The organism is Achromobacter sp. CF-sbj1-Ac2-l (assembly GCF_052698165.1).
Genome location: NZ_CP199855.1, coordinates 2,063,876 through 2,089,204 on the forward strand (window position 1 = coordinate 2,063,876; position 25,329 = coordinate 2,089,204).

At 66.9% G+C, this 25,329-nt stretch carries 23 protein-coding genes; 16 read left to right on the forward strand and 7 right to left on the reverse strand.

Going from position 1 to position 25,329, the window contains the following annotated elements:
- Positions 1 to 14: 14 nt before the first annotated feature.
- The 3 genes from ACUDCK_RS09475 to ACUDCK_RS09485 form a co-directional block, all read right to left on the reverse strand.
- Positions 15 to 1,256, reverse strand: coding sequence for a Zn-dependent hydrolase (locus ACUDCK_RS09475; protein WP_144655218.1), 1,242 nt, complete (start codon positions 1,254 to 1,256; stop codon positions 15 to 17).
- 17 nt (positions 1,257 to 1,273) lie between these two features.
- On the reverse strand, positions 1,274 to 2,989 hold the full coding sequence (locus tag ACUDCK_RS09480) for a thiamine pyrophosphate-binding protein (protein ID WP_116793113.1): 1,716 nt from the start codon (positions 2,987 to 2,989) through the stop codon (positions 1,274 to 1,276).
- 95 nt (positions 2,990 to 3,084) lie between these two features.
- Entirely contained in the window at positions 3,085 to 3,822 is a 738-nt protein-coding gene (locus tag ACUDCK_RS09485) for a FadR/GntR family transcriptional regulator (RefSeq protein ID WP_175167670.1), read from the reverse strand.
- Between the two features lie 353 nt (positions 3,823 to 4,175).
- Between ACUDCK_RS09485 and ACUDCK_RS09490 the strand changes: the two genes are divergently transcribed.
- Positions 4,176 to 5,600 (forward strand): glycosyltransferase family 39 protein, encoded by a 1,425-nt coding sequence (locus tag ACUDCK_RS09490; protein WP_064526968.1) that lies wholly within the window; start codon positions 4,176 to 4,178, stop codon positions 5,598 to 5,600.
- Between the two features lie 43 nt (positions 5,601 to 5,643).
- Here the strand turns inward: ACUDCK_RS09490 and ACUDCK_RS09495 are convergent, their stop codons facing one another.
- Entirely contained in the window at positions 5,644 to 5,910 is a 267-nt protein-coding gene (locus tag ACUDCK_RS09495) for a hypothetical protein (RefSeq protein WP_054503863.1), read from the reverse strand.
- A 98-nt stretch (positions 5,911 to 6,008) separates the two neighbouring features.
- Here ACUDCK_RS09495 and hemN point away from each other — a divergent pair, with 98 nt between their 5' ends.
- On the forward strand, positions 6,009 to 7,436 hold the full coding sequence (gene hemN, locus ACUDCK_RS09500) for an oxygen-independent coproporphyrinogen III oxidase (RefSeq protein ID WP_175189103.1): 1,428 nt from the start codon (positions 6,009 to 6,011) through the stop codon (positions 7,434 to 7,436).
- A gap of 53 nt (positions 7,437 to 7,489) precedes the next feature.
- Here the strand turns inward: hemN and ACUDCK_RS09505 are convergent, their stop codons facing one another.
- Positions 7,490 to 8,224, reverse strand: a complete 735-nt coding sequence (locus ACUDCK_RS09505; protein ID WP_175167672.1) for a response regulator transcription factor — start codon at positions 8,222 to 8,224, stop codon at positions 7,490 to 7,492.
- Between the two features lie 290 nt (positions 8,225 to 8,514).
- Here ACUDCK_RS09505 and rfbD point away from each other — a divergent pair, with 290 nt between their 5' ends.
- From rfbD to ptsP, 7 genes are all read left to right on the forward strand, one after another.
- Positions 8,515 to 9,429, forward strand: coding sequence for a dTDP-4-dehydrorhamnose reductase (rfbD, locus tag ACUDCK_RS09510; protein WP_064526967.1), 915 nt, complete (start codon positions 8,515 to 8,517; stop codon positions 9,427 to 9,429).
- A gap of 367 nt (positions 9,430 to 9,796) precedes the next feature.
- The gene (gene thrS, locus ACUDCK_RS09515; RefSeq protein ID WP_049075048.1) at positions 9,797 to 11,749 is read left to right on the forward strand and encodes a threonine--tRNA ligase; all 1,953 of its coding nucleotides are present in this window, start codon (positions 9,797 to 9,799) and stop codon (positions 11,747 to 11,749) included.
- Between the two features lie 20 nt (positions 11,750 to 11,769).
- On the forward strand, positions 11,770 to 12,321 hold the full coding sequence (gene infC / locus ACUDCK_RS09520) for a translation initiation factor IF-3 (RefSeq protein WP_076410237.1): 552 nt from the start codon (positions 11,770 to 11,772) through the stop codon (positions 12,319 to 12,321).
- Between the two features lie 164 nt (positions 12,322 to 12,485).
- Positions 12,486 to 13,466, forward strand: a complete 981-nt coding sequence (gshB, locus tag ACUDCK_RS09525; protein WP_175142939.1) for a glutathione synthase — start codon at positions 12,486 to 12,488, stop codon at positions 13,464 to 13,466.
- A gap of 17 nt (positions 13,467 to 13,483) precedes the next feature.
- Complete coding sequence (locus tag ACUDCK_RS09530) at positions 13,484 to 13,885, forward strand: PTS sugar transporter subunit IIA (protein ID WP_064526963.1); 402 nt, start codon at positions 13,484 to 13,486, stop codon at positions 13,883 to 13,885.
- A 110-nt stretch (positions 13,886 to 13,995) separates the two neighbouring features.
- Entirely contained in the window at positions 13,996 to 14,265 is a 270-nt protein-coding gene (locus ACUDCK_RS09535) for an HPr family phosphocarrier protein (RefSeq protein WP_006387993.1), read from the forward strand.
- 124 nt (positions 14,266 to 14,389) lie between these two features.
- Positions 14,390 to 16,084, forward strand: coding sequence for a phosphoenolpyruvate--protein phosphotransferase (gene ptsP, locus ACUDCK_RS09540; protein WP_175167673.1), 1,695 nt, complete (start codon positions 14,390 to 14,392; stop codon positions 16,082 to 16,084).
- Positions 16,085 to 16,256: 172 nt separating this feature from the next.
- On the opposite strand, the gene amt is transcribed toward ptsP, so the two are convergent.
- On the reverse strand, positions 16,257 to 17,495 hold the full coding sequence (amt, locus tag ACUDCK_RS09545) for an ammonium transporter (RefSeq protein ID WP_054503856.1): 1,239 nt from the start codon (positions 17,493 to 17,495) through the stop codon (positions 16,257 to 16,259).
- Positions 17,496 to 17,526: 31 nt separating this feature from the next.
- Positions 17,527 to 17,865 carry a P-II family nitrogen regulator gene (locus ACUDCK_RS09550; protein WP_006218735.1) on the reverse strand — a complete coding sequence of 113 codons (339 nt, stop codon included), beginning with the start codon at positions 17,863 to 17,865 and terminating at the stop codon, positions 17,527 to 17,529.
- Between the two features lie 546 nt (positions 17,866 to 18,411).
- On the opposite strand from ACUDCK_RS09550, the gene ACUDCK_RS09555 reads away from it, so the two are divergent.
- From ACUDCK_RS09555 to pheT, 7 genes are all read left to right on the forward strand, one after another.
- Positions 18,412 to 18,849 (forward strand): DUF5339 family protein, encoded by a 438-nt coding sequence (locus ACUDCK_RS09555; protein WP_064526960.1) that lies wholly within the window; start codon positions 18,412 to 18,414, stop codon positions 18,847 to 18,849.
- Between the two features lie 150 nt (positions 18,850 to 18,999).
- Positions 19,000 to 19,251: an accessory factor UbiK family protein gene (locus ACUDCK_RS09560; protein ID WP_006394062.1), complete on the forward strand. Its 252-nt coding sequence runs from the start codon at positions 19,000 to 19,002 to the stop codon at positions 19,249 to 19,251.
- An 86-nt stretch (positions 19,252 to 19,337) separates the two neighbouring features.
- Positions 19,338 to 20,876, forward strand: a complete 1,539-nt coding sequence (locus ACUDCK_RS09565; protein ID WP_175167674.1) for a YifB family Mg chelatase-like AAA ATPase — start codon at positions 19,338 to 19,340, stop codon at positions 20,874 to 20,876.
- Between the two features lie 346 nt (positions 20,877 to 21,222).
- Complete coding sequence (gene rpmI / locus ACUDCK_RS09570; RefSeq protein WP_006387997.1) at positions 21,223 to 21,420, forward strand: 50S ribosomal protein L35; 198 nt, start codon at positions 21,223 to 21,225, stop codon at positions 21,418 to 21,420.
- Between the two features lie 17 nt (positions 21,421 to 21,437).
- On the forward strand, positions 21,438 to 21,797 hold the full coding sequence (gene rplT, locus ACUDCK_RS09575) for a 50S ribosomal protein L20 (protein WP_006387998.1): 360 nt from the start codon (positions 21,438 to 21,440) through the stop codon (positions 21,795 to 21,797).
- A gap of 77 nt (positions 21,798 to 21,874) precedes the next feature.
- On the forward strand, positions 21,875 to 22,897 hold the full coding sequence (gene pheS / locus ACUDCK_RS09580) for a phenylalanine--tRNA ligase subunit alpha (RefSeq protein ID WP_054503853.1): 1,023 nt from the start codon (positions 21,875 to 21,877) through the stop codon (positions 22,895 to 22,897).
- Between the two features lie 14 nt (positions 22,898 to 22,911).
- Positions 22,912 to 25,329 carry a phenylalanine--tRNA ligase subunit beta gene (pheT, locus tag ACUDCK_RS09585; protein ID WP_175167675.1) on the forward strand — a complete coding sequence of 806 codons (2,418 nt, stop codon included), beginning with the start codon at positions 22,912 to 22,914 and terminating at the stop codon, positions 25,327 to 25,329.

A 25,329-nucleotide genomic window follows, 5' to 3' on the forward strand; every position in this document is an offset into this window, starting at 1 on the left:
ACGAGGTCCTCGGTTCAGCGCGCGGCGTTGGCGCGGGCCACCATGGCGTCCAGCAGCACGTTGCAGCCGGCTTCCAGGTGCGCGGGCTGCGCGTCTTCGATTTCGTTGTGGCTGATGCCGTCCTTGCACGGCACGAAGATCATGGCGGTGGGCGCCACCGCCGCCATGTAGACGGCGTCGTGGCCGGCGCCGGTGACGATGTCCATGGCCGGCAGGCCGCGACGCGCGGCGCCCTGGCGCACCTTCTCCACCAGATCGGGATCGAACGGGGTGGGGCGGAAGTACTGCACGTCCTTCACGTCCACCTGCACGCCGTGTCTGTCGGCGATCTCGCGGCAGGCCTCGCGCCATTGCTGGTCCATGCGCGTGAGCGTGGCCTCGTCCTCATGGCGCAGGTCGGTGGTGAAGCGCACCTGGCCCGGGATCACGTTGCGCGAGCCGGGGTGGGCATGGATCTCGCCCACGGTGCCGCGCCCGTGTGGCTGGTGCGCGTTGGCGATGTTGATGACCGCCTGCACCAGGTAGCTGGCGGCGAACAGCGCGTCGCGGCGGATGCCCATGGGCGTGGGGCCGGCATGCATCTCCATGCCGGTCACGGTGACGTCGTACCAGCGCAGGCCGAGCGAACCGGTCACCGCGCCGATCACTTTTTCTTCGTGCTCCAGGATCGGACCCTGCTCGATGTGAGCCTCGAAATAGGCATCCACCGGGCGGCCGCCGACCGGTTCCGTGCCCGCGTAGCCGATGGCCCGCAGCTCGTCGCGCACCGCCAGTCCCTTGGCGTCGCGCGCGCTCAGCGCCGTCTCCAGCGGGAACTTGCCGGCGAACACGCCCGAGCCCATCATCACCGGCACGAAGCGCGAGCCTTCCTCGTTGGTCCAGATGGCCAGCTCCAGCGGCGCCTCCGTCTGCACGCCGGCATCGTTCAGCGTGCGCATCACTTCCAGGCCGGCCAGCACGCCGAAGCAGCCGTCGAACTTGCCGCCGGTGGGCTGCGTGTCGATGTGGCTGCCGGTCATCACCGGGGGCAGCGCGTCGTTGCGGCCGGCGCGGCGCGCGAAGATATTGCCCACCTGGTCCACGCGGATCGTCAGGCCGGCGTCGCGCATCCAGCCGGTGACCAGATCGCGGCCCTGGCCGTCGAGCGCGGTCAGGGCCAGGCGGCAGTTGCCGCCCTTGGGCGTGGCGCCGATCTCGGCCAGATCCATCAGGGATTGCCAGAGCCGGTTGCCGTTGACGGACAGGGATGAAGTCATGGGGAGCCTCGTTCGGGTCAGTGGGTGGATGCGGCGGCCTGGCGCGCCAGCGCGGCCTCGCGGATGGCGGTGAGCGTCTGGCCGGGGGCGATGCCGTCGGCGTCGTAGCGGATTTCCAGCAGCGCGGGCCGGCGTTCGCGCTCGGCGTAAGCCAGCGCGCGGTCGAAAGCCGCGGCGAAGTCCTCGGTGCGTTCGACCGCCTCGCCGTAGCCGCCATAGCCGCGCACGATCTGGGTGAAATCGGGATTGTCGAAATCCAGCGCGATCGGACGGCCCGGGAATTCGCGCTCCTGATGCGCGCGGATCGTGCCCCACATGCCGTTGTTGAACACCAGCACCACGATGCCCAGCCGGTACTGCTGGGCCACGCCCAGTTCCTGCAGGTTCATCTGGAAGCACCCGTCGCCGGCGTAGCAGACCACGGTCTTATCGGGGTGCTCCAGCTTGGCGGACACGGCCGCCGGCAGCCCGTAGCCCATCGACCCCACGGTCGGCGCCAGGCTGGTGCCCGGGCCGGTGAACTGGCGATAGCGGTGCGGATACAGCGCGTAGTTGCCCGCGCCCACCGTGACGCAGGCGTCCGGCGCCAGGCGCTGGTTGACCTGCGCGGCCACGGCATCCAGGCCCAGCGGGCCGGGCGACGGCAACGGTTCGAGCGAATCCAGGTATTCGGCGTGGGCCGCACGTACCGCGGCGCCGCGCGGCGTGGCGTGGGCCGGTTGCAGCGTGGCCAGCGCCTGCGCGAAGCCGGCGACGCTGGCGACGATCGCCTGGGTCGGCGCGAAGACGCGGCCCAGCTCCTGGGGGTCCGGATAGACATGGATCAGCGCCTGGCGCGGCAAGGGACTCTCGACGAGTTGATAGCCCTCGGTGGTGGCTTCGCCCAGGCGCGTGCCGACCGCCAGGATCAGGTCGGCCGCCTTGATGCGGGCGCGCAGCGCGTCGGTCATGCCCCAGCCCATCTGGCCGGCGGCGTTGGGATGGCGTTGGTCAAAGCACTCGAGCCGGCGCCAGGCGGTCGCCACGGGCAATTCGAAGCGTTCGGCGAAAGCGGCGACCTGCTGGATCGCGTCGGCGTTCCAGCCGCTGCCGCCCAGCACCATGACGGGCCGTTCAGCCTGGTCCAGCAGTTGGCGCATGCGGTCCAGGTCGGGTTTGCCAGGGCCGGCGGCGACGCGGTGGTAGCGCGGCATGTCGGCCACCGCCGCCGTGCCCCACAGCGTGTCTTCCGGCAGCGCCAGCACCACCGGGCCGGGGCGGCCGCTGGTGGCGGTGGCGTAGGCGCGCGCCACGAATTCCGGGATGCGGTCGGTGCGATCGATCTGCGCCACCCACTTGGCCATCTGGCCGAACATGCGGCGATAGTCGATCTCCTGGAAGGCTTCGCGTTCGTAGAAGTCGTTGCCGACCTGGCCGACGAACAGGATCATCGGCGTCGAATCCTGGAAAGCGGTATGCACGCCGATGCTGGCATTGGTGGCGCCCGGGCCACGGGTCACGAAGCACACGCCGGGCTCGCCGGTGAGCTTGCCGTAGGCCTCGGCCATGTAGGCAGCGCCGCTTTCCTGGCGGCACACCACCGGCTCGATGGCGCCGCGGTGCTCGTTCAGCGCATCGATGCAGGGCAGGTAGCTCTCGCCTGGAATCATGAAGATGCGGCGCGTGCCGTGGATGCGCAGTTGCTGCATCAGGATCTGTCCGCCGTTGCGCGGCAGGGGGGATACAACCGTCATGCAAACACTCCCGGGAGGGGCTGCCCGCGCCGGGCGCGGGTTTGGGTTTCGTGGCAGGGGGCGGACGGCGCCGCCGGCGGGTCGCGGTGTTGAGCCTAGATATCGGGCCGGATGCTCCCGTCGTCGTCGCCGAAGTCTTCCCGCAGACGGGCGAGGATGCCGATGAGGTGCGCATGCATGGCATGGCGCGCGCGGATCGGATCGCGCGCCAGGATGGCGGTCAGGATGCGCTGGTGCTCGGCGTGGGCAACGGCCCACACCTTGGTGTTGACGAAGTAGTCCTGCATGCGGCTGAACACGGGGCTGGCCAGGCTCAGGTTCCACAGGTGGGCCACCGATGCCGCCAGCGCCGCATTGCCGCAGGCGGCGGCGATGGCGCCGTGGAACTCGCGATCATGCCAGCCCGGGGCATCCGTCAGCGACATGGCCTCATGGGCGCCGCGGATGGCGGCGAGCTGGGCGGCCGACCCCTGCTGCGCCGCCAGCGCGGCGCATTCGGGTTCGATCAGCATGCGCGCTTCCAGCAGGTCGAAGGGGCCGATGTCGTCCTGCTGCGCCGCGGCCTGGCCGGCCATGGCGGGCAGGGCGGCGCTTTCACGGGTGGCGGTGACGAACACGCCGGTGCCGACGCGCACCTCGACATAGCCTTCGATTTCCAAGGCGATCAGCGCCTCGCGGATAGAGGCGCGGCTGACCTGCAATTGCTCGGCCAGCTCGCGCTCCGACGGCAGCCGGCCCCCGCGCGGAAAATCGCCCGCGCGGATCCGTCCGGCGATCTGGTCGGCGATCATGCGATAGAGCCGGGTGACGGCAACGGCTTGGAAGGTGTTCATCGTGGTGATGCGGTACGAATGGTCTGGTGGTCAGGCCACCAATATAGGCATCGTGTCCTTGAAATAAAAGTAAAAATCGCTTTATTGAGGGAAAACGATCAGAGGGATTCCCCCTCTTCCTATCCAGTGGTCAGGCCAGTTAGGCGATGGGGTTCCGGCCCCGCGCTTTACAGTTTTCGAACAATTGCCGGACAAATCGTCAACGTCGTGACGTGGTCCGGATCCGATAATCCCTGCGTTCCGGAAACCGGGGCGAGGCGGCGGGGCTTTGCGGACGCCATGACGGGGAGTGTGGCGTGCGACGGAATGGCGAAGAGGCCTGGAAGCCGAATCCTTGGCGGGTCGGAATCGGCATGCTGGTGTTCGCGGGTGCCTGGCTTTGGCTGCTGGACCGGGCCGTGCTGGCCCCGCCAACGGACAACATCGAGCAACTCATCTGGGTGCGCAGCCTGGAGTGGGGTTACTACAAGCATCCGCCGCTGCCGACCTGGCTGTTGTGGCCGGTGGTGCAACTGCTGGGTGGGACCGCCTGGGCCACGTATGTCATGGGCGCGGCCTGTGCGCTGGGCGCGTTCGCGCTGATGTGGCGCCTGTTGCGCGACATGCGCGGCGAGGCCCATGCCGCCACCGCCGCGCTGGCGGGCCTGTGCGTCACCTTCTACAACGGCCGGCTGTACTTCTACAACCACGAGATCGTCCTGATCCCGCTGGTGGCCGGTTGTGCGCTGGCCTGCTGGAAGGCCTACACGACTCGCAAGATCGGCTGGTGGCTCGCGCTGGGCGCCTGCCTGGGGCTGGGCGCGCTGGCCAAGTACCAGATCGCGGTCGCCGGACTGGCGGTGCTGGTGTTCTGGTGCATCCGCAAGGCGTGGCGCGATCCCATGCACGTCTTCGGCCTGCAGGTGGCGGGCCTGACCGCTTTGGCGGTGTTCGCGCCGCATCTGATCTGGCTGATCCATCATGACTTCGAGCCGTTGAACTACGCCATGTCATCGTCGCTGGCGGCTGGCCTGCCGTGGCTCGCCCGAGGGCAGGAGGTCGCCAAGTGGTGGGGTGATCAACTGCTGAACCGGGCCCTGCCGGCCTGGCTGTTCCTGGGAGTGCTGTGGCTGGCGGGCAGCCGCGAGCGACGACGCCATGCCGCGCCGCCGGACGCCGTCGCGGGCGATCCGGGGCGCGCCCTGCTGCTGTCGTTCGGTTTGACCCCGCTGGTGTTTGTCAGCGTCATGGCCCTGATCTCGGGATCGCACATCCAGTTGCATTGGGGCACGCCGTTCCTGCTCTTCATTGTGCCGGCCGCGATGGAATGGGCGCGCCCGGCCTGGCGCGGGCCCTTCCGGCCGTACCGCGTGGCGCTGGTGTTCAGCGTCATCCAGTTGCTGCTGATGCTGCGGGTGGAACTGACGGCGCCCAATGGCGCGGGCCTGCTGCGGCGCCCGACGGATTGGCGCTACTTCGATGCGCAGGCGTTGGCGGACGCGCTGCATGACCGCGCCGTGAGTGCGCTGGGCGGGCCGGTCCGGGTCATTTCCGGTCCCTGGGAAGAATCGGGCGCGTTGTCGCTGCGGCTGCCCGAAAGGCCGCTGGTGCTGATCAACGGGCAACTGCGATTCAGTCCGTGGGTCGGCGCCCACCTGGTGGCTGACTGCGGCGCGCTGGAGTTGAGCAAGGCGCGGGTGTCGCCCGAGGGGTTCGAGCCGGTCGGGGGCGGGTTCCCCAATCTGCATTGGCGCGTCAAGCCGCCTGTCGCGGCCTGCGGCGCCGGCCCCGAGCGCTAGCCGCGGGGCGAGGTGGCGCGGAAATGGCCAGGCGGAGGGGGCCTTACGCGCCGTCGCTGTCCGGTTCGGGCGTCTGCGTGAAGGCCCGCACCAGGCGCGCGATGCCTTCCAGTTCGTCGTGCGCGCCGAGCACCCATTCGGGTTGCTCGAAAGGGCTGTCCGACGGCGCGTTGTCCAGGTTCGTCTTCAGGTCGCCCAGCAGTTCCAGCGCCATGTCGGTGGCCTGGGGGCTGCCGCGGGTGGAGAGGGCGATGGCGATCGCCATCGCCTGCCGCAGGGCGAGCAGGCGGCCGTCAAGTTCGGTTTCCACGAGGATGTCCTTGTAATGAAGAATCCCGCCATTCTACGGGGCGGCGCGTTTGCGCAAGATCAAGGCGGGTGGGGCGGCACAAGCGAATAATTCGAGGTATGCAAGCCGCCCTACGCCCAGCCTTCGCCGATCCTGCGGCCGCCGCCGCCGAACCTTTCTTTCCGCCCCAGTTGCTGGCGCGCCTGGACAAGAACGGACCCCGCTACACCTCCTATCCCACGGCGGATCGCTACCGCGGCGATTTCGGCGTCGAGCAGTACCGCCAGGCCCTGCGCCAGCGCCGCGATTCCTGTACGACCGAGCCGCTGTCGCTCTACGTGCACATCCCGTTCTGCGACTCGGTCTGCTACTACTGTGCCTGTAACAAGGTCGTGACCCGCCATCACGACCGTGCCGCCCGCTACCTGGACGCGCTGGCGCGGGAAATCGCGCTGCACGTGGCCGAGCTGGGTCCCGGCGTGCCGGTATCGCAACTGCATTTCGGCGGGGGCACGCCCACCTTCCTGTCCGACGAAGAGCTCGATCGCCTGATGGCGGACCTGCGCGGCGCCTTCCGCTTCGAGCTCGATGCCGAAATCTCCATCGAGGTGGATCCCCGCACCGCCACGCCCCAGCGGCTGGAGCGGCTGCGCAAGCTGGGTTTCAACCGGCTCAGTTTCGGCGTGCAGGATTTCGATGCCAAGGTGCAGGTCGCGGTCCATCGCGTGCAGTCGTTCGAGGACGTGCGCGACCTGATGCACAGCGCCCGCACGCTGGGCTATGCCTCGGTCAACGTCGACCTAATCTATGGCCTGCCGCTGCAGACCACCGAATCGTTCGCCCGAACCATCGCGCAGGTCAGCGCGCTGCGGCCTGACCGCATCGCGCTCTACGCCTACGCCCACCTGCCCGAACGCTTCAAGCCGCAGCGCCGCATCAATCCGCTGGACCTGCCCGACCGCGCCACGCGCGTCGGCCTCTTGAGCGCCGCCATCGAAGGCTTCCTCAAGCAGGGCTACACCTACATCGGCATGGATCATTTCGCGCTCAACACCGACGCCTTGGCCATCGCCAAGCAGCGCGGCGAGCTGCACCGAAACTTCCAGGGCTACAGCACCCAGCCCGACCGCGACCTGGTCGCGTTGGGCGTATCGGCCATCGGCCGCATTGGCAACACCTACAGCCAGAACGCCAAGGACCTGGACGGCTACTACGCCGCGATCGAGTCCGGCCGCTTCGCCATCGAGAGGGGCCTGGCGCTCAGCGCCGACGACCTCGCGCGACGTGAAGTCATCATGGACATCATGTGCCAGGGGCGGGTGGATTTCGCCCGCGTCGAGGCGCGCCATGGCCTGCGGTTCGGCGACTACTTCGGGCCGGAGCTGTCACAGGTGGCCAACCTCGCCGAGCTCGGCCTGGTCAACCTGCGGGCCGGCGAACTGCGCGTGACCGGCCTGGGCTGGTACTTCGTCAGGGCCGTGGCGATGGCGTTCGACGGCTATCTACGTACGGTCAGCACCAGCGCCAGCTATTCGCGCATCATCTGAGACGCCTGGCGCCTCGCCATGAAACGGTGGCCGACCTTGCGTCGGCCACGTTGCTATTCGGCGAACTTTTCCCGCAGGTACAGGGCCAGCGCCAGGTCGTCCGATAGCTGCAGCTTGCGCATGGCGCGGCGCTTGTGGGTGCTGACGGTCTTCTTGCTGCGCTTCAGGCGCATCGCGATCTGCGTGACCGACATGCCCTGGCTGATGTGACGCAGCACTTCAACTTCCGACGTCGTCAGCAAGGCGTGCGGCGGCCGCGGCGACACTGGCCGGATCTTGCCTTCGTGCACCGACAGGAACGGGTTCTTCTTGCTGAGGACGCCGTGGATCATCTCGGGCAGCAGCAGCATGGCCCATTGCTTGGCCAGGTAGCCGTTGGCCCCCGCACGGAAGGCGGCGTACTGGGTTTCCTGGCGGTTGCCGGCCGAGAAAGTGATGATCGCCAGATTCGGATGGTAGCGCCGCAGCCGGCGCAGGTAGTTGACGCCGTCCCACGGTTCCTGCGGCAGGTAGAAGTCGATCAGGGCGATGTCGCATGGCGTGGTCGCCAGCTTGTCGAGCAGCCGGCGGGCGGAGGTTTCCTGGTGGATGACGCGGAAGCCGGGGCGGGCGTCGAGGTAGGCGCCCAGGCCCAGCGCCACGACGGGGTGGTCGTCCAGGATCGCCACCCGGATGACGGGGGGCGGGCGTGACAGCAGCAGGTGCTTGCGGGAATTGGGGCGGTCAACCGCATCGGGGGATCGCGGCTCGGACGAGACGGCGTTGTCCGGCGCTGAGGGAGTATTCATCTAGGCTCCACAGAATGGAAAGGCACACATCGGTGCGCAGAGGGGGCGCCCAAGAGGCGGGGCCGCGCACACGCCGTAACCAGTCCGAAATTCGAGTGCGAAGCTTATGGTCTTACGGCGCCATACAGACGAAAACTAAGAGAGAATCAGACTAAGCGATGCAAGAGGTCGCGATGCGCGACGTTAAATCGGCCTCGCGAGGGCTTGCCCGCAAGGCATAAAATCGCAGCATTTCCGGGCCGGCCTGTTGCCAGCCCGTGGCGCAGGACTGGCGAGGCGGCGGACGGCGGATGCCCAGTAAAATTCTCGTGATCGGCAGGGACGGCCAGCTCGGCTTCGAGCTGCGGCGCAGCCTCGCTCCGCTGGGCGTGGTGACGGCGGTCGGGCGGACCGACTGCGACCTGACCTATCCCCTGCAGATCGCGCGCCTGGTGCGGCGCGAGAAGCCTGACGTCATCGTCAACGCGGCCGCCTATACCGCGGTCGAGCGCGCCGAGGAAGACGCGGTACGCGCCATGCGCGTGAACGCCGAGGCCGCGGGCGAACTGGCCGCGCTGGCGGCCGACCGCGGCGCCCTCATCGTCCACTATTCTTCCGACTACGTGTTCGACGGTGCCAAGGCGGGCGTCTACGACGAGCGGGACGAACCCGCGCCGTTGAACGTCTATGGCCGCAGCAAGCTTGCCGGCGAGCAGGCGGTGCGGGCGCTGAACCCGGCCCACCTGGTGTTGCGCACGTCGTGGGTCTACGGCGTGTACGGCAAGAGCTTCCTGAAGACCATGCTGATGGCGCTGCGCCAGCCGGAAGCGCTGCGCGTCGTGAGCGACCAGCGCGGCGCGCCCACCGGCGCCGCGTACATCGCGGATGCCACCGCGCAGGTCGTGGCGCGCTATCTGGCGCGGCCGGCCGGGGGAGAGTTTCCCTTCGGCCTGTACCACATGGCGGCCACCGGCGACGCCAGTTGGCACGAATACGCCTGTTTCATCGCGCAGCAGGCCCGGCGCGCCGGTCTGGCGGTGACGCTGACGCCGGGCGATATCCAGGCGGTGTCGTCCGACCAATATCCCACCTCGGCGCGTCGGCCCCTGAATTCCCGGTTGGACTGCCGCCTGCTGGAGCGCACCTTCGGGCTGCGCGCGCCGCACTGGGAAGAGGGCGTGCTGCATGCGCTGGCCGCCATCGCCGACAGCCGCAACCTGGCCTGAGGGGCTCGGTTGCTCCCTCCTGCGCTCGCCGACGGGCCATGTTCGCGCCATCAGCCGCCCCTTTTGTCGCGCAAATGTCACGAAATAGCCCCAAAGGGTGCTACAATCGGCAACGATAAGCACGCCATTTATCCCGGCGCTGCGCACCGCAAGTCAATCCCGAAGGCCCGAGCATCATGTTTTTCCCGCTGGCACGAACTACGACCCGGAACTTTCGCCCTATGTCGCGTTAGTTTTTCGTGCGTCGGGTTTCACCGTGTCAGGTCAGCGGTAAGACTCAGCAAGACAACCAAATGAACGCGGCTACCAGCCGCGTTTGTCGTTTCTGAATTTCGTATTTTCCCAAGAACCCCAGGAAGCACTCCCGATGGTACAGATCACATTGCCCGATGGTTCGCAGCGCCAATACCCGGGACCGGTCACGGTCGCCGAAGTGGCGCAATCGATCGGCGCGGGATTGGCCAAAGCCGCCTTGGGCGGCCGCGTGACCTTTGAAGGCGCCGATTCCACGCTGGTCGACACCAGCTACCGCATCGAGGGCGACGCCCGCCTGGCCATCGTGACCGCCAAGGACGCCGACGGCCTGGACATGATCCGCCATTCCACGGCCCACTTGCTGGCCTACGCCGTCAAAGAGCTGTTCCCGGACGCGCAGGTCACCATCGGCCCCGTGATCGACAACGGCTTCTACTACGACTTCTCGTACAAGCGCCCGTTCACGCCCGAAGACCTGACGGCCATCGAGAAGAAGATGGCCGAGCTGGCCAAGAAGGACGAAGTCGTGACGCGCGAAGTCTGGTCGCGCGACGACGCCGTCGAGTTCTTCAAGGGCATCGGCGAAAAGTACAAGGCCGAGATCATCGCCTCGATCCCGTCGAACGAGCCGCTCAGCCTGTATCGCGAAGGCGACTTCATCGACCTGTGCCGCGGCCCGCACGTGCCGTCCACGGGCAAGCTGAAGGTCTTCAAGCTGATGAAGGTGGCCGGCGCCTACTGGCGCGGCGACAGCAAGAATGAGATGCTTCAGCGCATCTACGGCACGGCCTGGGCCACCAAGGAAGAACAGGAAGCCTACCTGCACATGCTGGAAGAGGCCGAGCGCCGCGATCACCGCAAGATCGGCCGCGAACTCGACCTGTTCCACTTCCAGGATGAAGCACCCGGTCTGATTTTCTGGCACCCCAAGGGCTGGGCCCTGTGGCAGCAGGTGGAGCAGTACATGCGCTCCGTCTACCGCGACAACGGCTACCAGGAAGTGAAGGCGCCGCAGATCCTCGACATCTCGCTCTGGAAGAAGACGGGCCACTGGGACAACTACCGTGAAAACATGTTCACGACGGAGTCCGAGAACCGCGTCTATGGCCTCAAGCCCATGAACTGCCCGGGCCACGTGCAGATCTTCAACGCCGGCCTGCACTCGTACCGCGAACTGCCGCTGCGCTACGGCGAATTCGGCCAGTGCCACCGCAACGAACCGTCCGGCTCGCTGCACGGCATGATGCGCGTGCGCGGCTTCACGCAGGACGACGGCCACATCTTCTGTACCGAAGAACAGTTGCAGGACGAATGCGCCGACTTCACGGCCCTGCTGCAGAAGGTCTACCGCGACTTCGGCTTCACCGAAGTGCTGTACAAGGTCGCCACGCGTCCGGAAAAGCGCATCGGCTCGGACGAGGTCTGGGACACGGCCGAACAGGCCCTGATGGAAAGCCTGCGCCGCACCGGCTGCGAATTCGAGATCTCCCCGGGGGAGGGCGCGTTCTACGGCCCCAAGGTTGAATACACGCTGAAGGACGCCATCGGCCGCCACTGGCAGTGCGGCACGATCCAGGTCGACTTCTCCATGCCCGTGCGCCTGGGCGCCGAGTACGTGGACCAGAACGACCAGCGCCGTCCGCCCGTGATGCTGCACCGCGCCATCCTGGGTTCGCTCGAGCGTTTCATCGGCATGCTGATCGAAAACCACGCCGGCGCGATGCCGCCCTGGCTGGCGCCGGTGCAGGCCGTGGTGTGCTGCATTTCCGAACCTTCGGCCGATTATGCGGCTGAAATCACGCAAAGCCTGAAAAAACAAGGCTTTAGAGTAGAGTCCGATTTGCGCGGTGAAAAAATCACTCGTAAAATTCGGGAGCACAGCCTGCAGAAGGTGCCGTACATCCTCGTCGTCGGCGACAAGGAGAAGCAAAACGGTACCGTCGCCGTACGCGGATTGGGCGGTCTGGACCTCGGCGCCATCGCGTTCGACGACTTCGTCGCCCGCCTGTCCGAAGACGTATCCACCCGCCGCGACGTCAATCAACCCGATGGCAGCGCTGCTTAACATTTCTAGGAGCTTTCAACATCGCCACTGAAAAAGCCAATCGCATCAACGGTGAAATCCGCGTCCCCGAGGTGCGCCTGATAGGTCTGGACGGAGAACAGCTGGGCATCGTCAAGATTGCCGACGCGTTCCGTCTTTCCGAGCAAAACGACGTGGATCTGGTGGAAATCGCGCCGAACGCCGAGCCGCCGGTCTGCCGTTTGATGGACTACGGTAAGTTCAAGTACCAAGAGCAGAAGCGTCAGGCCGAAGCTCGTTCGAAGCAGAAGGTCATCCAGGTCAAGGAAGTCAAATTCCGTCCGGCCACCGACGAGGGCGACTACCAGGTCAAGCTGCGCAACCTGCGCCGCTTCCTCGAGGAAGGCGACAAGGCCAAGGTGACGCTGCGGTTCCGTGGCCGTGAAATGGCTCACCAGGAACTGGGCATGCGGGTACTTGAGCGTGTGCGCGACGATCTGCTGGAATTGGCCCAGGTCGAAGCCATGCCGAAGCTCGAAGGCCGTCAGATGGTCATGGTGCTGGCGCCCAAGAAGAAGGCTGCCCCCGCGGGCAAGCCGGAATCGGCGGCATAAGGCTCCTGCCGGCCTTCCCGTCCGGGAAGGCCTGGCCGCTCTTGCCCCGCGACCCGCCGTCCAGCCCATGTTCGGCGGGTTCGCTTATTGGGCGGCTCTGCGCTACGATGTCATAGATAGCCGCCTTCCCGAAAGGGAAGGCGGCGTACGTTCGGGGTGTCGCGATGCATGTTTTGTTCGTTTTGGATCCCTTGCCGCTCTTGAAGGCGTACAAGGACAGTTCTGTCGCCATGATGCGTGCCCTGGTGGCGCGCGGCCATACGCTCAGCGTGGCCATGCAGGGCGACCTGTACATCGAGACCGGCACGGTCAAGGCCGTCACCACGCCCATCGAGCTGGTGGCAGACGCCGACCTGCACGGCCATGACTGGTGGCGCGAATCGGCGCCCCAGGATCTGCCGCTGGCCGATTTCGGCGCGGTGGTTATGCGCAAAGACCCGCCTTTCGACATGGAATACGTGTATTCCACCCATCTGCTCGAATACGCCCAGGCGCAAGGCGCCAAGGTGTTCAACAGCGGCGCGGCGATCCGCAACCATCCCGAGAAGCTGGCCATCACCGAGATCAGCGAGTTCACCGCGCCGACGCTGGTGACGCGCAACATGGCGCGCCTGAAGGCCTTCCACGACACGCACCACGACGTCATCGTCAAGCCGCTGGACGGCATGGGCGGCACCGGGGTGTTCCGCCTGCAGCCCAAGGACCCCAACCTCAACGCCATCCTGGAAACGCTGACCGACAACGGCGCGCGCACCATCATGGCGCAGCGTTACATTCCCGAGATCGTCAAGGGCGACAAGCGCATCCTGCTGATCGGCGGCGAACCGGTGCCGTATTCGCTGGCGCGCATCCCGCTGGCCGGCGAGACCCGCGGCAACCTGGCCGCTGGCGGCCGGGGCGTGGCGCAGCCGCTGTCGCCGCGCGACCGCGAGATCGCCGAGGCCGTCGCGCCCAAGCTGGCCGCGCGCGGCCTGCTGCTGGTCGGCCTGGACGTCATCGGTGACTACGTCACCGAGGTCAATGTCACCAGCCCCACCTGTTTCGTGGAAATCGCCGAACAGACCGGTTTCGACGTCGCGGGCATGTTCGTCCAGGCGCTCGAAAAAGCGGTGGCGGCCGGCGCCTCGGTTCCGGCCGCGGCCTGACCTTCCTGGAACCTGTCATGACCACGGGTATTGTCATTGTCGTGCACGCGCCCCTGGGCGCGGCCATGCGCGAATGCGCCAGCCACGTCATGGGCAACCTCGACGGCATGTTGGCGATCCACGACATCCAGCCCGAGGACCGGCCGGACGACCTGGCGCCGGCGGTGCTCAAGGACATCCTCGAGCAGGACCACGGCGCTGGCGTGCTGGTGCTGACCGACCTGATCGGCGCGACGCCCGCCAATATCTCGAAGCGGGCGGTGGCCGACGCCCAGGCACAGGGTATCCAGTGCTGTGTGCTGGCGGGCCTGAATACCCCCATGTTGCTGCGCGCGCTGACCTACCGGAATCTCTCGCTGGCCGAGACCCGTGAGAAGGCGCTGGCGGGCGGGGTGCAAGGGGTCTTGCGGGTAGACTGACGGGCAGGAACTTGTCCTATTATTTCGGCTAATATTTCAAGCCGAAGAGCGCTTGGACAATTTGCTGCAATCACCAACTGCGGTGTGATGCCGCGGTCACCATAAATCCTATGCCTAATACAGACATTGTCATCAGCAATAAACTGGGTTTGCATGCGCGGGCGGCCGCCAAACTGACGCAACTGGCCAGCAAGTTTTCCAGCGAGATCTTCATCTCGCGCGGCGCGCAGCGCGTGAATGCCAAGAGCATCATGGGGGTCATGATGCTGGCCGCCGGCCTGGGCGTGACGGTCAAGCTGGAGGCCTCGGGCAGCGATGCCGAGCAGGCGCTCTCCGAAATTGAAACTCTGTTCGATAGCAAATTCGGTGAACAGGAATAGCGGCGCTTCCGAATCCGCCGGCCCTGACAATGTCGGGGCCGGCATGTCCGCGGCCGGCGCCGCGGTCGACAAGCACGACGGGGCTGGCTCTGCCAGCCCCGTTATTTGTTTGTACGGCAAAGGCGTGGCCCGCGGTTATGCCATCGGCCGCGCGGTGGTCATGGGCGCGGCGGCGCTGGAAGTGGCGCACTACCGCATCGCGCCCGAGGACGTGCCGGCCGAGAGCAGCCGCCTGACCGAGGCGCTGGCCTCGGCCCAGCAGGAATTGCGGCAACTGGCCGACACCCTGCCGGCCGATGCGCCGCGCGAGCTGGGCGCGATGCTCAATGTGCACAGCCTGTTGCTGGGCGATCCGCTGCTGGCCGAGCAGACTTTGGCGCTGATCGCCGAGCGGCACTACAACGCCGAATGGGCGCTGACCACGCAGGGCCAGATCCTGGGCCAGCAGTTCGACGCGATGGAAGACGAATACCTGCGCGAACGCGGCGCGGACGTGCGCCAGGTGATCGAGCGGGTGCTGCACGTGCTGTCCGGCACCTCGGCCATCCTGCCGGACATGTCGCACATGGGCGGCGACGAGGCGCTGGTGGTGGTGGCGCACGACATCTCGCCGGCCGACATGTTGCGCCTGCGCGGCGGGCGCTTCGCCGCTTTCGTCACCGACCTGGGCGGGCCGACCTCGCACACCGCCATCGTGGCGCGCAGCATGGGCGTGCCGGCCGTGGTGGCCATGGGCAACGTGCGCGAGCTGGTGCGCGACGGCGACATGCTGATCATCGACGGCGCCGCCGGCGCCGTGGTGGTCAATCCGTCGGAGCGCATCCTGCAGGAATACCGCCGCCGCCAGGCCGCCTACGCCGACGAGCGCGCCGAACTCAGCTTGCTGCGCGATGAGCCGTCCGTCACCCTCGATGGCATCGATATCGTGTTGCACGCCAACATCGAGCTGCCGGAAGAGGCCGCGCTGGCGTTGGCTGCCGGAGCGCACGGCATCGGCCTGTTCCGCAGCGAATTCCTGTTCATGGGGCGTCCGGATCTGCCGGGCGAGGAAGAGCAGTACGAGGCTTACTCGTCCGTCGTGAAGGTCATGGCCGGCCGTCCCGTTACCATCCGCACGCTCGACATCGGCTCGGACAAGACGCTGGACGGCGAGGCCACGGTGGCCACCAATCCGGCGCTGGGGCAGCGCGCGATCCGCTACTGCCTGGCGCGGCCCGAGATGTTCGCGACGCAGTTGCGCGCCATTCTGCGGGCCTCGGCCCACGGGCCGGTGCGCCTGCTGATCCCGATGATCGCCCACATGCACGAGGTGGTGGCGACGCGGGCCGCCATCGAATCGGCGCGGCGCGAGCTGGATGCGCGCGGCCAGGCCTACGCGGCGCACATGGAAGTGGGCGCCATGGTCGAGGTGCCGGCCATCGCCATCGCCATCGAACCCTTCGCGCAGGCGCTGGATTTCCTGTCGATCGGCACCAACGACCTGATCCAGTACACGCTGGCCATCGACCGCGGCGATCACGACGTGGCGTCCCTTTACGATCCGCTGCATCCGGCGGTGCTGCGGCTGGTGGCCCACACCATCAATGCTGGCGAGCGAGCCGGCAAGCCGGTTGCGGTATGCGGCGAAATGGCCGGCGATTCGCGCATGACGCGGTTGCTGCTGGGGCTCGGCCTGACCGAGTTTTCCATGCATCCGCAGCAACTGCTGGACGTGAAGCGGGAGGTCCGGCGGGCGCATACCAACGCGCTGCGCGTGAAGGTGGCCAGCGCCTTGAACCGGGCCTTGCCGGTGGATCTGGATACGCTCGATCCGGCCTGAGGGCCATTGGTGCCGGGGCGTGGCTCCGACGAACGGAAAGCCCGGCGCATGCGCCGGGTTTTTTTTGCGTCGGCGGGCCCGGCCCTCCAAACAGGATCGCCCTGACGAAAAAAAGCCCCCTGCGAAGAGGGGGCTTTCCATGGTCCCGCCCGGCAGCGGGCGGGGGAGACGATCAGCTGTGGTAGGCCGATTCGCCGTGGCTGGTGACGTCCAGCCCTTCGCGTTCCTGGTCTTCCGGCACGCGCAGGCCGCACAGGGCGTTGGCGATCTTGTAGGCGATCCAGGCGACCACGCCGGACCAGACGATGGTCAGCAGCACGCCTTCGAGCTGCACCCACAGTTGGCCCAGGATCATGCCGGGTTCCGCCAGGCCGGGGCCGCCCAGGACCTGGGCGTTGAAGATGCCGGTCAGCAGGGCGCCGACGATGCCGCCCACGCCGTGCACGCCGAACACATCGAGCGCGTCATCGGCGCGCAGCAGGCGCTTCAGGCCATTGACGCCCCAGACGCAGACGATGCCGGCGATCACGCCGATGATCAGCGCGCCCACCGGGCCGACCAGGCCGGCCGCCGGGGTGATGCCCACCAGGCCGGCGATGGCGCCGGAGGCGGCGCCCAGCATCGAGGGCTTGCCCTTGATGGCCCATTCGGTGAACAGCCAGGCCAGCACGGCGCCGGCGGTGGCGATCATGGTGTTGAAGAAGGCCAGGGTGGCGTTCTCGTTGGCGGCCAGGGCGGAACCGGCATTGAAGCCGAACCAGCCCACCCACAGCAGGGCGGCGCCGACGAACGTCATCGGCAGGTTGTGCGGCTGCATGGCTTCACGGCCATAACCGACGCGCTTGCCGACCACATAGGCGCCCACCAGGCCGGCCACGCCAGCGTTGATGTGCACCACGGTGCCGCCGGCGAAGTCCAGCGCGCCCTTGGCGTTGAGCAGGCCCGGGGCCGTTTCGGACGCGAACCAGACCATGTGCGCGATGGGAATATAGGCGAAGGTGAACCAGATCACCGTGAACACCAGCACCGCCGAAAAGCGGGCGCGTTCGGCGAAGCTGCCGACGATCAGCGCGCAGGTGATGCCGGCGAACGTGGCCTGGAACGAGGCGAACAGCAGTTCGGTCAGCGAGTTCGACATGGCGTACTTGCCGTCCGCCGGGTTGAACATGCCCGAGAAGAAGGCGCGCGAGAGGCCGCCGAAGAACGCATTGCCTTCGGTGAAGGCAAGGGAATAACCGTAGATGAACCAGAGGACCAGGCCCAGCACGAACGTGCACAACACTTGCAGCAGTACCGACAGCACGTTCTTGCTGCGTACCAGGCCGCCATAGAACATCGCCAGACCGGGTACGGCCATCATCAATACGAGGAGGGTAGAGACGAGCAACCAGGAGATATCTGCTTTATCCATTTTCAGGCTCCAATGAGTCTTTCTTATTTGTCTACAGCGCAGCTTCGCCGGCTTCGCCCGTGCGGATACGGATCACTTGTTCAAGGGGGGCGGCGAAGATCTTGCCGTCGCCGATCTTGCCGGTGCGGGCGGCTTGTTCGATGGCTTCGATGACCTGGTCGACCAGATGGTCGGGCACGGCGGCCTCGACACGCAGTTTGGGCAGGAAGTCGACGGCGTATTCCGCGCCGCGATACAGCTCGGTGTGGCCCTTCTGGCGCCCGAACCCTTTCACTTCGGTAACGGTGAGGCCCTGGACGCCGATTCCGGATAGAGCCACCCGCACTTCGTCGAGCTTGAAGGGCTTGATGATGGCGATGATGAGTTTCATGGCATTTCCTCTCATGGTTGCACGTTGGCATCGTCAATCAAGCAAATTCCATGCCATACGGTCCGGTGCCCGGAAAGCGGAAAGGCAGGCGCATTTGTTGTGCCTGATTGCACCAATATAGTGCTTCATGCACTCGACATCAGCCTCAAGTTGGTGCACGGCCGGGCAAAGTGAGGAATGCAACGGAATATGTTTTGCCGCCGCCATTTGTTGCGAGTTGATGCCGGCGCGGTAGTCCTTTGTCGCGTTTGCCGGATGCGTGGCGACCGTGGCCGCGGTCTGCCCCGACAGGCCGCTGAACGTTGCTGGCCGGGCTTCGGGCGGCGCATGGCGCAGATGTCAGGCGTTTGAAAGCGGTTCGGACGCACCGTCAAAACGGGGGCGGGGCGTGATACGAGGGTTTACACGCATAAGCTTGTTGCCAAAGGTAGGCTGAAGAAGAATCAAGTCCAGCTCATGGCGGTATCTGGGCCTGATCGGCCGCGGCAAAAGACACCGGCGTCGCGGCTCTCTGAACAAAGACGAAAAGCAAGAAAGGAAAGAGGAATGATGACGATCCAACGCAAGACCTTTGCCGTGTTGGCGCTGACCGCCGCGCTGGCCGCCCTGGCCGGCTGCAACAAGAGCGATGAAAAGGCCGCGCCGCCCGCGGCATCGACCACGCCGGCGCCGTCGACCACGACGCCGGGTACGCCGCCCGCGGCCGCCACGCCGCCGGCCTCCACGCCCGCGCCGTCCAGTTCGGCCCCGGCCGCCAGTTCCACCGCCGGCCTGCCCGCCGAATGCGATGCCTACCTGACCAAAGTCAGCGCGTGCATGGACAAGCTGGGCGCGTCCAACCCCGCGGCGGCCAGCTTCAAGCAGCAGCTCGACGCGGCCAAGACGCAGTGGGCCACGATCAGCGACAAGACGCAGTTGGCGTCCCAGTGCAAGCAATCGGCCGACCTGTTCGCGCAGTCGGCCAAGCAGATGGGCTGCGAGTAACGATGTTGGTAGGGGGCTGCCCCCAAGGCGGCCCGGTTTTCTCCTGTGCTTTGATGGGCGGTCACCGCATGCGGCCCGCCCTTTTTTTGCCCGCTGCCCGGCTTGTGGAAAGCACTACACTTGAGGCACCAAGAACATCGTGAGGCCGCTATGAACAATCGCACCCAGTGGATGGAAGACATCCAGAAGAACATTTCCGACCTGATCGCCCGCAGCCCGGCCGCGGATGTCGAGCGCAACGTCCGCGCCATGATGACGCAGGCATTCTCGAAGCTCGATCTGGTCACTCGCGAGGAATTCGATGTGCAGGCCGATCTGCTGGCGCGCACGCGTGCCCGCGTTGATCAACTGGCTGCCACCGTCGAGCAACTGGAGTCGCGCCTGTCCGCCCTGGACAAGTGATCCGCGCGGGACACTTTTGCCACGGCCGCCTGCGCGGCCGTTTTTGTTTTCGCCATACTCGTCTTCGACTGCCATCGGAGACTGCCTTGACCCTAGCCGTAATCGCCAGCCGCACCCTCAGCGGCCTGCACGCCCACGCGGTGCGGGTCGAAACCCACCTGGGGCCGGGACTGCCCAGCTTCAACGTGGTCGGCCTGCCCGACACCGAGGTGCGCGAAAGCCGCGAGCGGGTGCGCGCGGCCATCATCAACAGCGGCTTCAATTTTCCCGCGGGCCGCATCACGGTCAACCTGTCCCCCGCCGACATCCCCAAGGAATCGGGCCGTTTCGACCTGCCCATCGCCGTCGGCCTGTTGCTGGCCGCGGGGCAACTGGCGCCGCCGGGCGAGGGGGCGGCAACCGAGGCCGCCAACATGCCGGCGCCGGATCCACTGTTGGCCGGTCTGGTGCTCGCCGGGGAGCTGTCCCTGACCGGCGCGCTGGTGCCGGTCGCGGCGGCCCTGGTGATCGCATTGAGCGTGGCGCGGGAATCCCCCGGCGCCACCTTGATCCTGCCCGCCGGCAGCGCCGGACAGGCGGCCTGGGTCGAGGGCCTGCGCGTGCTGTCGGCGCGCAGTCTGGCGGACGTGGCGGCACACGTGGCGGGTCATTGCCGTCTGCCGGACGCCTTGCCCGACACCTGGCCCGAGGCGCCGCCGATGCCCTGCCTGGCGGACGTGCGCGGGCAGCCCGGGGCGCGGCGCGCGCTGGAAGTCGCGGCGGCGGGCGGCCATAGCCTGTTGATGATAGGGCCGCCCGGGGCCGGCAAAAGCATGCTGGCTGCGCGCCTGCCGGGCCTGCTGCCGCCGCTGGCGCGCGCGCAGGCGCTCGAGGTCGCGGCCCTGGCCGCGCTGGCGGGCGCGCCACCGGTCAGGATGGGCACGCCGCCGTTCCGCGCGCCGCACCACTCGGCGTCCGCCATCGCCCTGGTGGGCGGTGGCGGACGGCCCCGGCCGGGGGAGATCAGTCTGGCCCATCACGGGGTGCTGTTTCTCGACGAACTGCCGGAATTCAGCCGCCGCACACTGGAGGCGCTGCGCGAGCCGCTGGAGACGGGCAGGGTGGTCATCGCCCGGGCGCTGCAGACGGCGCAGTTTCCCGCCCGCTTCCAACTGGTGGCCGCGATGAATCCATGCCCCTGCGGCTGGCGCGGCCATCCGCGCCGGGCCTGCCAGTGCACGCCCGACCAGGTCGCGCGTTACGCCGGTAAGGTCTCAGGCCCGCTGCTCGACCGGATCGATCTGCATGTGGCGTTGCCGCCGGCCGACCTGGAAGGCCTGCAGGGGCCGCCCGGCGAGGCGTCCGAGCCGGTCAGGGCGCGCGTGGCGCGTTGCCGCGAGCGGCAGATGGCGCGTCAGGGCAAGCCGAATGCGGCGTTGGCCGGCGCGGAACTGGAGCGCCACTGCCCGCTGGAGCCGCCGGCCCGCGACCTGTTGCTGCAGGCCATGCGTCGGCTGGCGGGCTCTGGCCGCGCCATGCATCGCGCCTTGCGTGTCGCCCGGACCATCGCCGATCTCGAGGCCGCCGACGAACTGGCGACGCACCATGTCGCGCAGGCGGTGCAATACCGGCGCCCGGGGGCATGATGCGCAGGGCAGGCCATTGCCGTCGGCAGGGAGGATGGGTTCCGTCCCGGAATGTTTCCGTGCGCCTGCCCGCCAGACCCGATCCGGCTCGACAAAACCAGGGAAATCACCATATAATCAAAGGCTTTCCCGGATCCAGGCAATTTTTTTCGCCCGGGCCATCGGGGAAAGTTGCAGTACCTCAGCAGTGGAAGTACCCCCAGAAGTGGCAAGAGGTCATCAAGTTTTGCCGCAATGGTGTAGGTCGAACGTGCTCGCCTTGATGGTCGAGCGCGGCGCCAACCGCCTTGCGACAAGCACCTCGCGTCATGTAAATCAACAATAGTGTTCAGTTTAGGGAATCATCATGCCCAAGATGAAAACCAAGAAAAGCGCCGCAAAGCGCTTTCAGGTTCGCGGCAGCGGATCCATCAAGCGTGGTCAGGCGTTCAAGCGTCACATCCTGACCAAGAAGACCACCAAGAACAAGCGCCAACTGCGCGGTTCGGCGGCGGTTCACGAGACCAACGTGGCTTCCGTGAAAGCCATGATGCCTTTCGCTTGATATAAGGGAGATCTACTATGCCTCGCGTCAAACGCGGCGTTACCGCCCGCGCACGTCACAAGAAAGTCATTTCCGCCGCCAAGGGTTACCGTGGCCGCCGCGGTAATGTGTTCCGTATCGCCAAGCAAGCGGTCATGCGCGCTGGCCAATACGCCTACCGCGACCGCCGCAACAAGAAGCGCACGTTCCGCGCGCTGTGGATCACGCGTATCAACGCCGCCGTCCGCGAACACGGCGTCAGCTACAGCGTGTTCATCGCCGGCCTGAAGAAGGCTGCGATCGAACTCGACCGCAAGGTCCTGGCCGATCTGGCCGTGCGCGACAAGGCCGGCTTTGCCGCCATCGTGCAGCAAGCCAAGGCTGCCTTGGCTGCCTGATCGCGCGCTTTAACTCATCGCGCATCGCTGCAAACGGGGCTGTAATGGCCCCGTTTGCGTTTTGAAGGCTGGATTTCATGACTCAATCGGTTGACGACCTGGTTTCCCAGGCGCAGGAACTGTTCGCCGCGGCCAACAATGCCGCCGCGCTCGAAAACGCAAAGGCCCGCTTCCTGGGCAAGGACGGCGCGCTGACGGTCCTGCTCAAGGGCCTGGGCAAGCTCGATCCCGAGCAGAAGCGCGACATGGGCGCCCGCATCAATCAGGCCAAGCAGAAGGTCGAAGAGCTCCTGAACCTGCGCCGCGCGGCCCTGGTGCAAGCAGAACTGGATGCCCGACTGGCGTCCGAAACCATTGACGTATCGTTGCCGGGCCGTGGCCGCGTGCCGGGCGGCATCCATCCGGTCATCCGCACCTGGGAGCGTGTCGAAGAGATCTTCCGCTCCATCGGCTTTGACGTGGCCGACGGCCCCGAAGTCGAGAACGACTGGACCAATTTCACCGCGCTCAACAACCCGCTGGACCATCCGGCGCGTTCCATGCAGGACACGTTCTACGTCGACATGAAAGACGCCGACGGCCTGCCGCTGCTGCTGCGCACGCACACCAGCCCCATGCAGGTGCGTTACGCCCGCATGCACAAGCCGCCCATCAAGGTCATCGCGCCGGGGCGCACCTACCGCGTCGACAGCGACGCCACGCACTCGCCCATGTTCCACCAGGTGGAAGGGCTCTGGATCGCCGAGGATATCTCGTTCGCCGACCTGAAGGGCGTGTACACCGATTTCCTGCGTTGCTTCTTCGAAAGCGACGATCTCGTCGTGCGTTTCCGCCCGTCGTTCTTCCCGTTCACCGAGCCGTCGGCCGAAATCGACATGATGTTCACCTCGGGCCCGAACCGCGGCCGCTGGCTGGAGATCTCCGGCTCGGGCCAGGTGCACCCGCAGGTGGTGCGCAACTTCGGCCTGGACCCCGAGCGTTACATCGGCTTTGCCTTCGGTTCCGGCCTGGAGCGCCTGACGATGCTGCGCTACGGCGTCAACGACCTGCGCCAGTTCTACGAAGGCGATTTGCGCTTCCTGCGCCAGTTCAACGAATAACAGACGGCTAGATCATGCAATTTCCCGAATCCTGGCTGCGTACGCTGGTCAATCCTCCGATCGCAACCGATGAACTCGCGCACCGGCTCACCATGGCCGGCCTGGAAGTCGAAGACACCGTGCCGGCCGCGCCCGCGTTCACGGGCGTGGTGGTCGCGCACATCGTCGAGATCGCCCCGCACCCCGACGCCGACAAGCTGCGCGTCTGCCAAGTCGATGACGGCTCCGGCGCGCTGCTGCAGATCGTCTGCGGCGCGCCCAACGCGGCCGCCGGCCTGAAGGTGCCGCTGGCCCGCGTCGGCGCGGAACTGCCCGGTGGCATGAAGATCGGCGTGGCCAAGATGCGCGGCGTGCAATCGTCGGGCATGCTGTGCTCGGCGCGCGAACTGGGCCTGTCGCAGGACCATGCCGGCCTGCTGGAGCTGCCGGCCGATATGGCGCCGGGCCAGTCGATCCGCGAAGCGCTGGACCTGGACGACACGCTCTTCACGCTGAAGATGACGCCCAACCGCGCCGATTGCCTGTCGATCCTGGGCGTGGCGCGCGAAGTCGCCGCGCTGACCGGCGCGCCGCTGTCGGTGCCGACCGCCAAGGCCGTGCTCGTGACGCTGGACGAGCTGCGTCCGGTCAGGATCGAGGCGCCCGACCTGTGCGGCCGCTTTGGCGGCCGCGTGATCCGCGGCGTGAACGCCCGCGCGCAGACCCCCGCGTGGATGAAGACGCGCCTGGAGCGTGCCGGCCAGCGTTCGGTGTCGGCGCTGGTGGACATCTCCAACTACGTCATGCTGGAACTGGGCCGTCCCTCGCACGTGTTCGACCTGGACAAGATCCATGGCGACCTGTCGGTGCGCTGGGCGCGCGAAGGCGAGACGCTCGAGCTGCTGAACGGCCAGACCGTCACGCTGGATTCGAAGGTCGGCGTGGTGGTGGCCGGCGATCAGGTCGAAAGCCTGGCCGGCATCATGGGCGGCGAGGCCACGGCGGTCACGCTCGACACGCAGAACATCTACCTGGAAGCCGCGTTCTGGTGGCCGCAATCGCTGGCCGGCCGCGCGCGCCGCTTCAAGTTCAGTTCCGAGGCCAGCCACCGCGGCGAGCGCGGCGTGGACTTCGCCACGATCCCGCAGCACATCGAATTCATCACGCGCCTGATCGTCGACATCTGCGGCGGGCAGGCCGGTCCGCTGGACGACCAGATCGTCAACCTGCCCAAGCGCGAGCCGGTTCGCATGCGCCTGGCGCGCTGCCACCGCGTGCTGGGCGTGCCCGTCACGCAGGCCGAAGTCGCCAAGATCTTCGGCAGCCTGGGGCTGGAATTCACGCTCGATGGCGATGACTTCATCGTCACTCCGCCGTCGTATCGCTTCGACCTCGAGATCGAGGAAGACCTGATCGAAGAAGTGGCCCGCATCTACGGCTTCGAGAACATTCCCACGGTGCCGCCGCTGGCGCGCGCCAAGATGTTCTCGCAACCCGAAGTGCGCCGCGGTCCGCACGCGCTGCGCCGCCTGGCCGCCGCGCAGGACTACCAGGAAGTCGTCAACTACAGCTTCGTCGAAGCCGAGTGGGAACGCGACTACGCGGGCAACGACACGCCGGTCAAGCTGGTCAACCCGATCGCCAGCCACCTGTCGGTGATGCGTTCGAGCCTGATCGCCGGCCTGGTGGCCAACATCCGCCACAACGCCAACCGCAAGCAGACGCGCGTGCGCCTGTTCGAGCTTGGCCGCGTCTTCGCGCGCGATGACGCGGCGCAGGACGGTCCGCTGGAAGTGGCCGGCGTGCGCCAGCCGCTCAAGCTGGCGGGCGCCGCGTGGGGCCCGTCGGTGGAAGAGCAGTGGGGCGTACCCACCCGACAGGTCGATTTCTTCGACGTGAAGATGGACGTCCAGGCGTTGTTCGGCGCCCGCGGCGCGCGCCTGCGCTTCGAAGCGGCGGCGCATCCCGCGCTGCATCCGGGCCGCAGCGCCCGCGTCACGCTGGATGGCAAGCAGGTCGGCTGGATCGGTGAGCTGCATCCGCGTTGGGCGCAGCAGGCAGACCTGGCACACGCGCCGGTGGTGTTCGAGCTGGACGTCGACGCCCTGTCCGAAGGCGAACTGCCGGAGGTGCGCGAATTGTCGCGCCAGCCGGTGGTGGTGCGCGACCTGGCCCTCTGGGTCGACGCGCCCGTGACCGTTCAGTCCATGCTGGACACGGTGGCGGCGACGGTCAAGGCCGATCCGCAACTGGCCGTGGTGCAGGACGTGCGCCTGTTCGACGTCTGGCGCGAAAAGGCCCAGGGCGAACAGCCCGTGGCCGAGAAAAGCCTTGCGTTCCGTTTCTGGCTACAGGACACTGAGGTCACACTGGACGAAGCCCGAGTGGCCGATTGCCTGGCGCGCATCAAAGACGCTTTGGTCAGTGCCCACGGCGCGCGCCAGCGCGCTTGA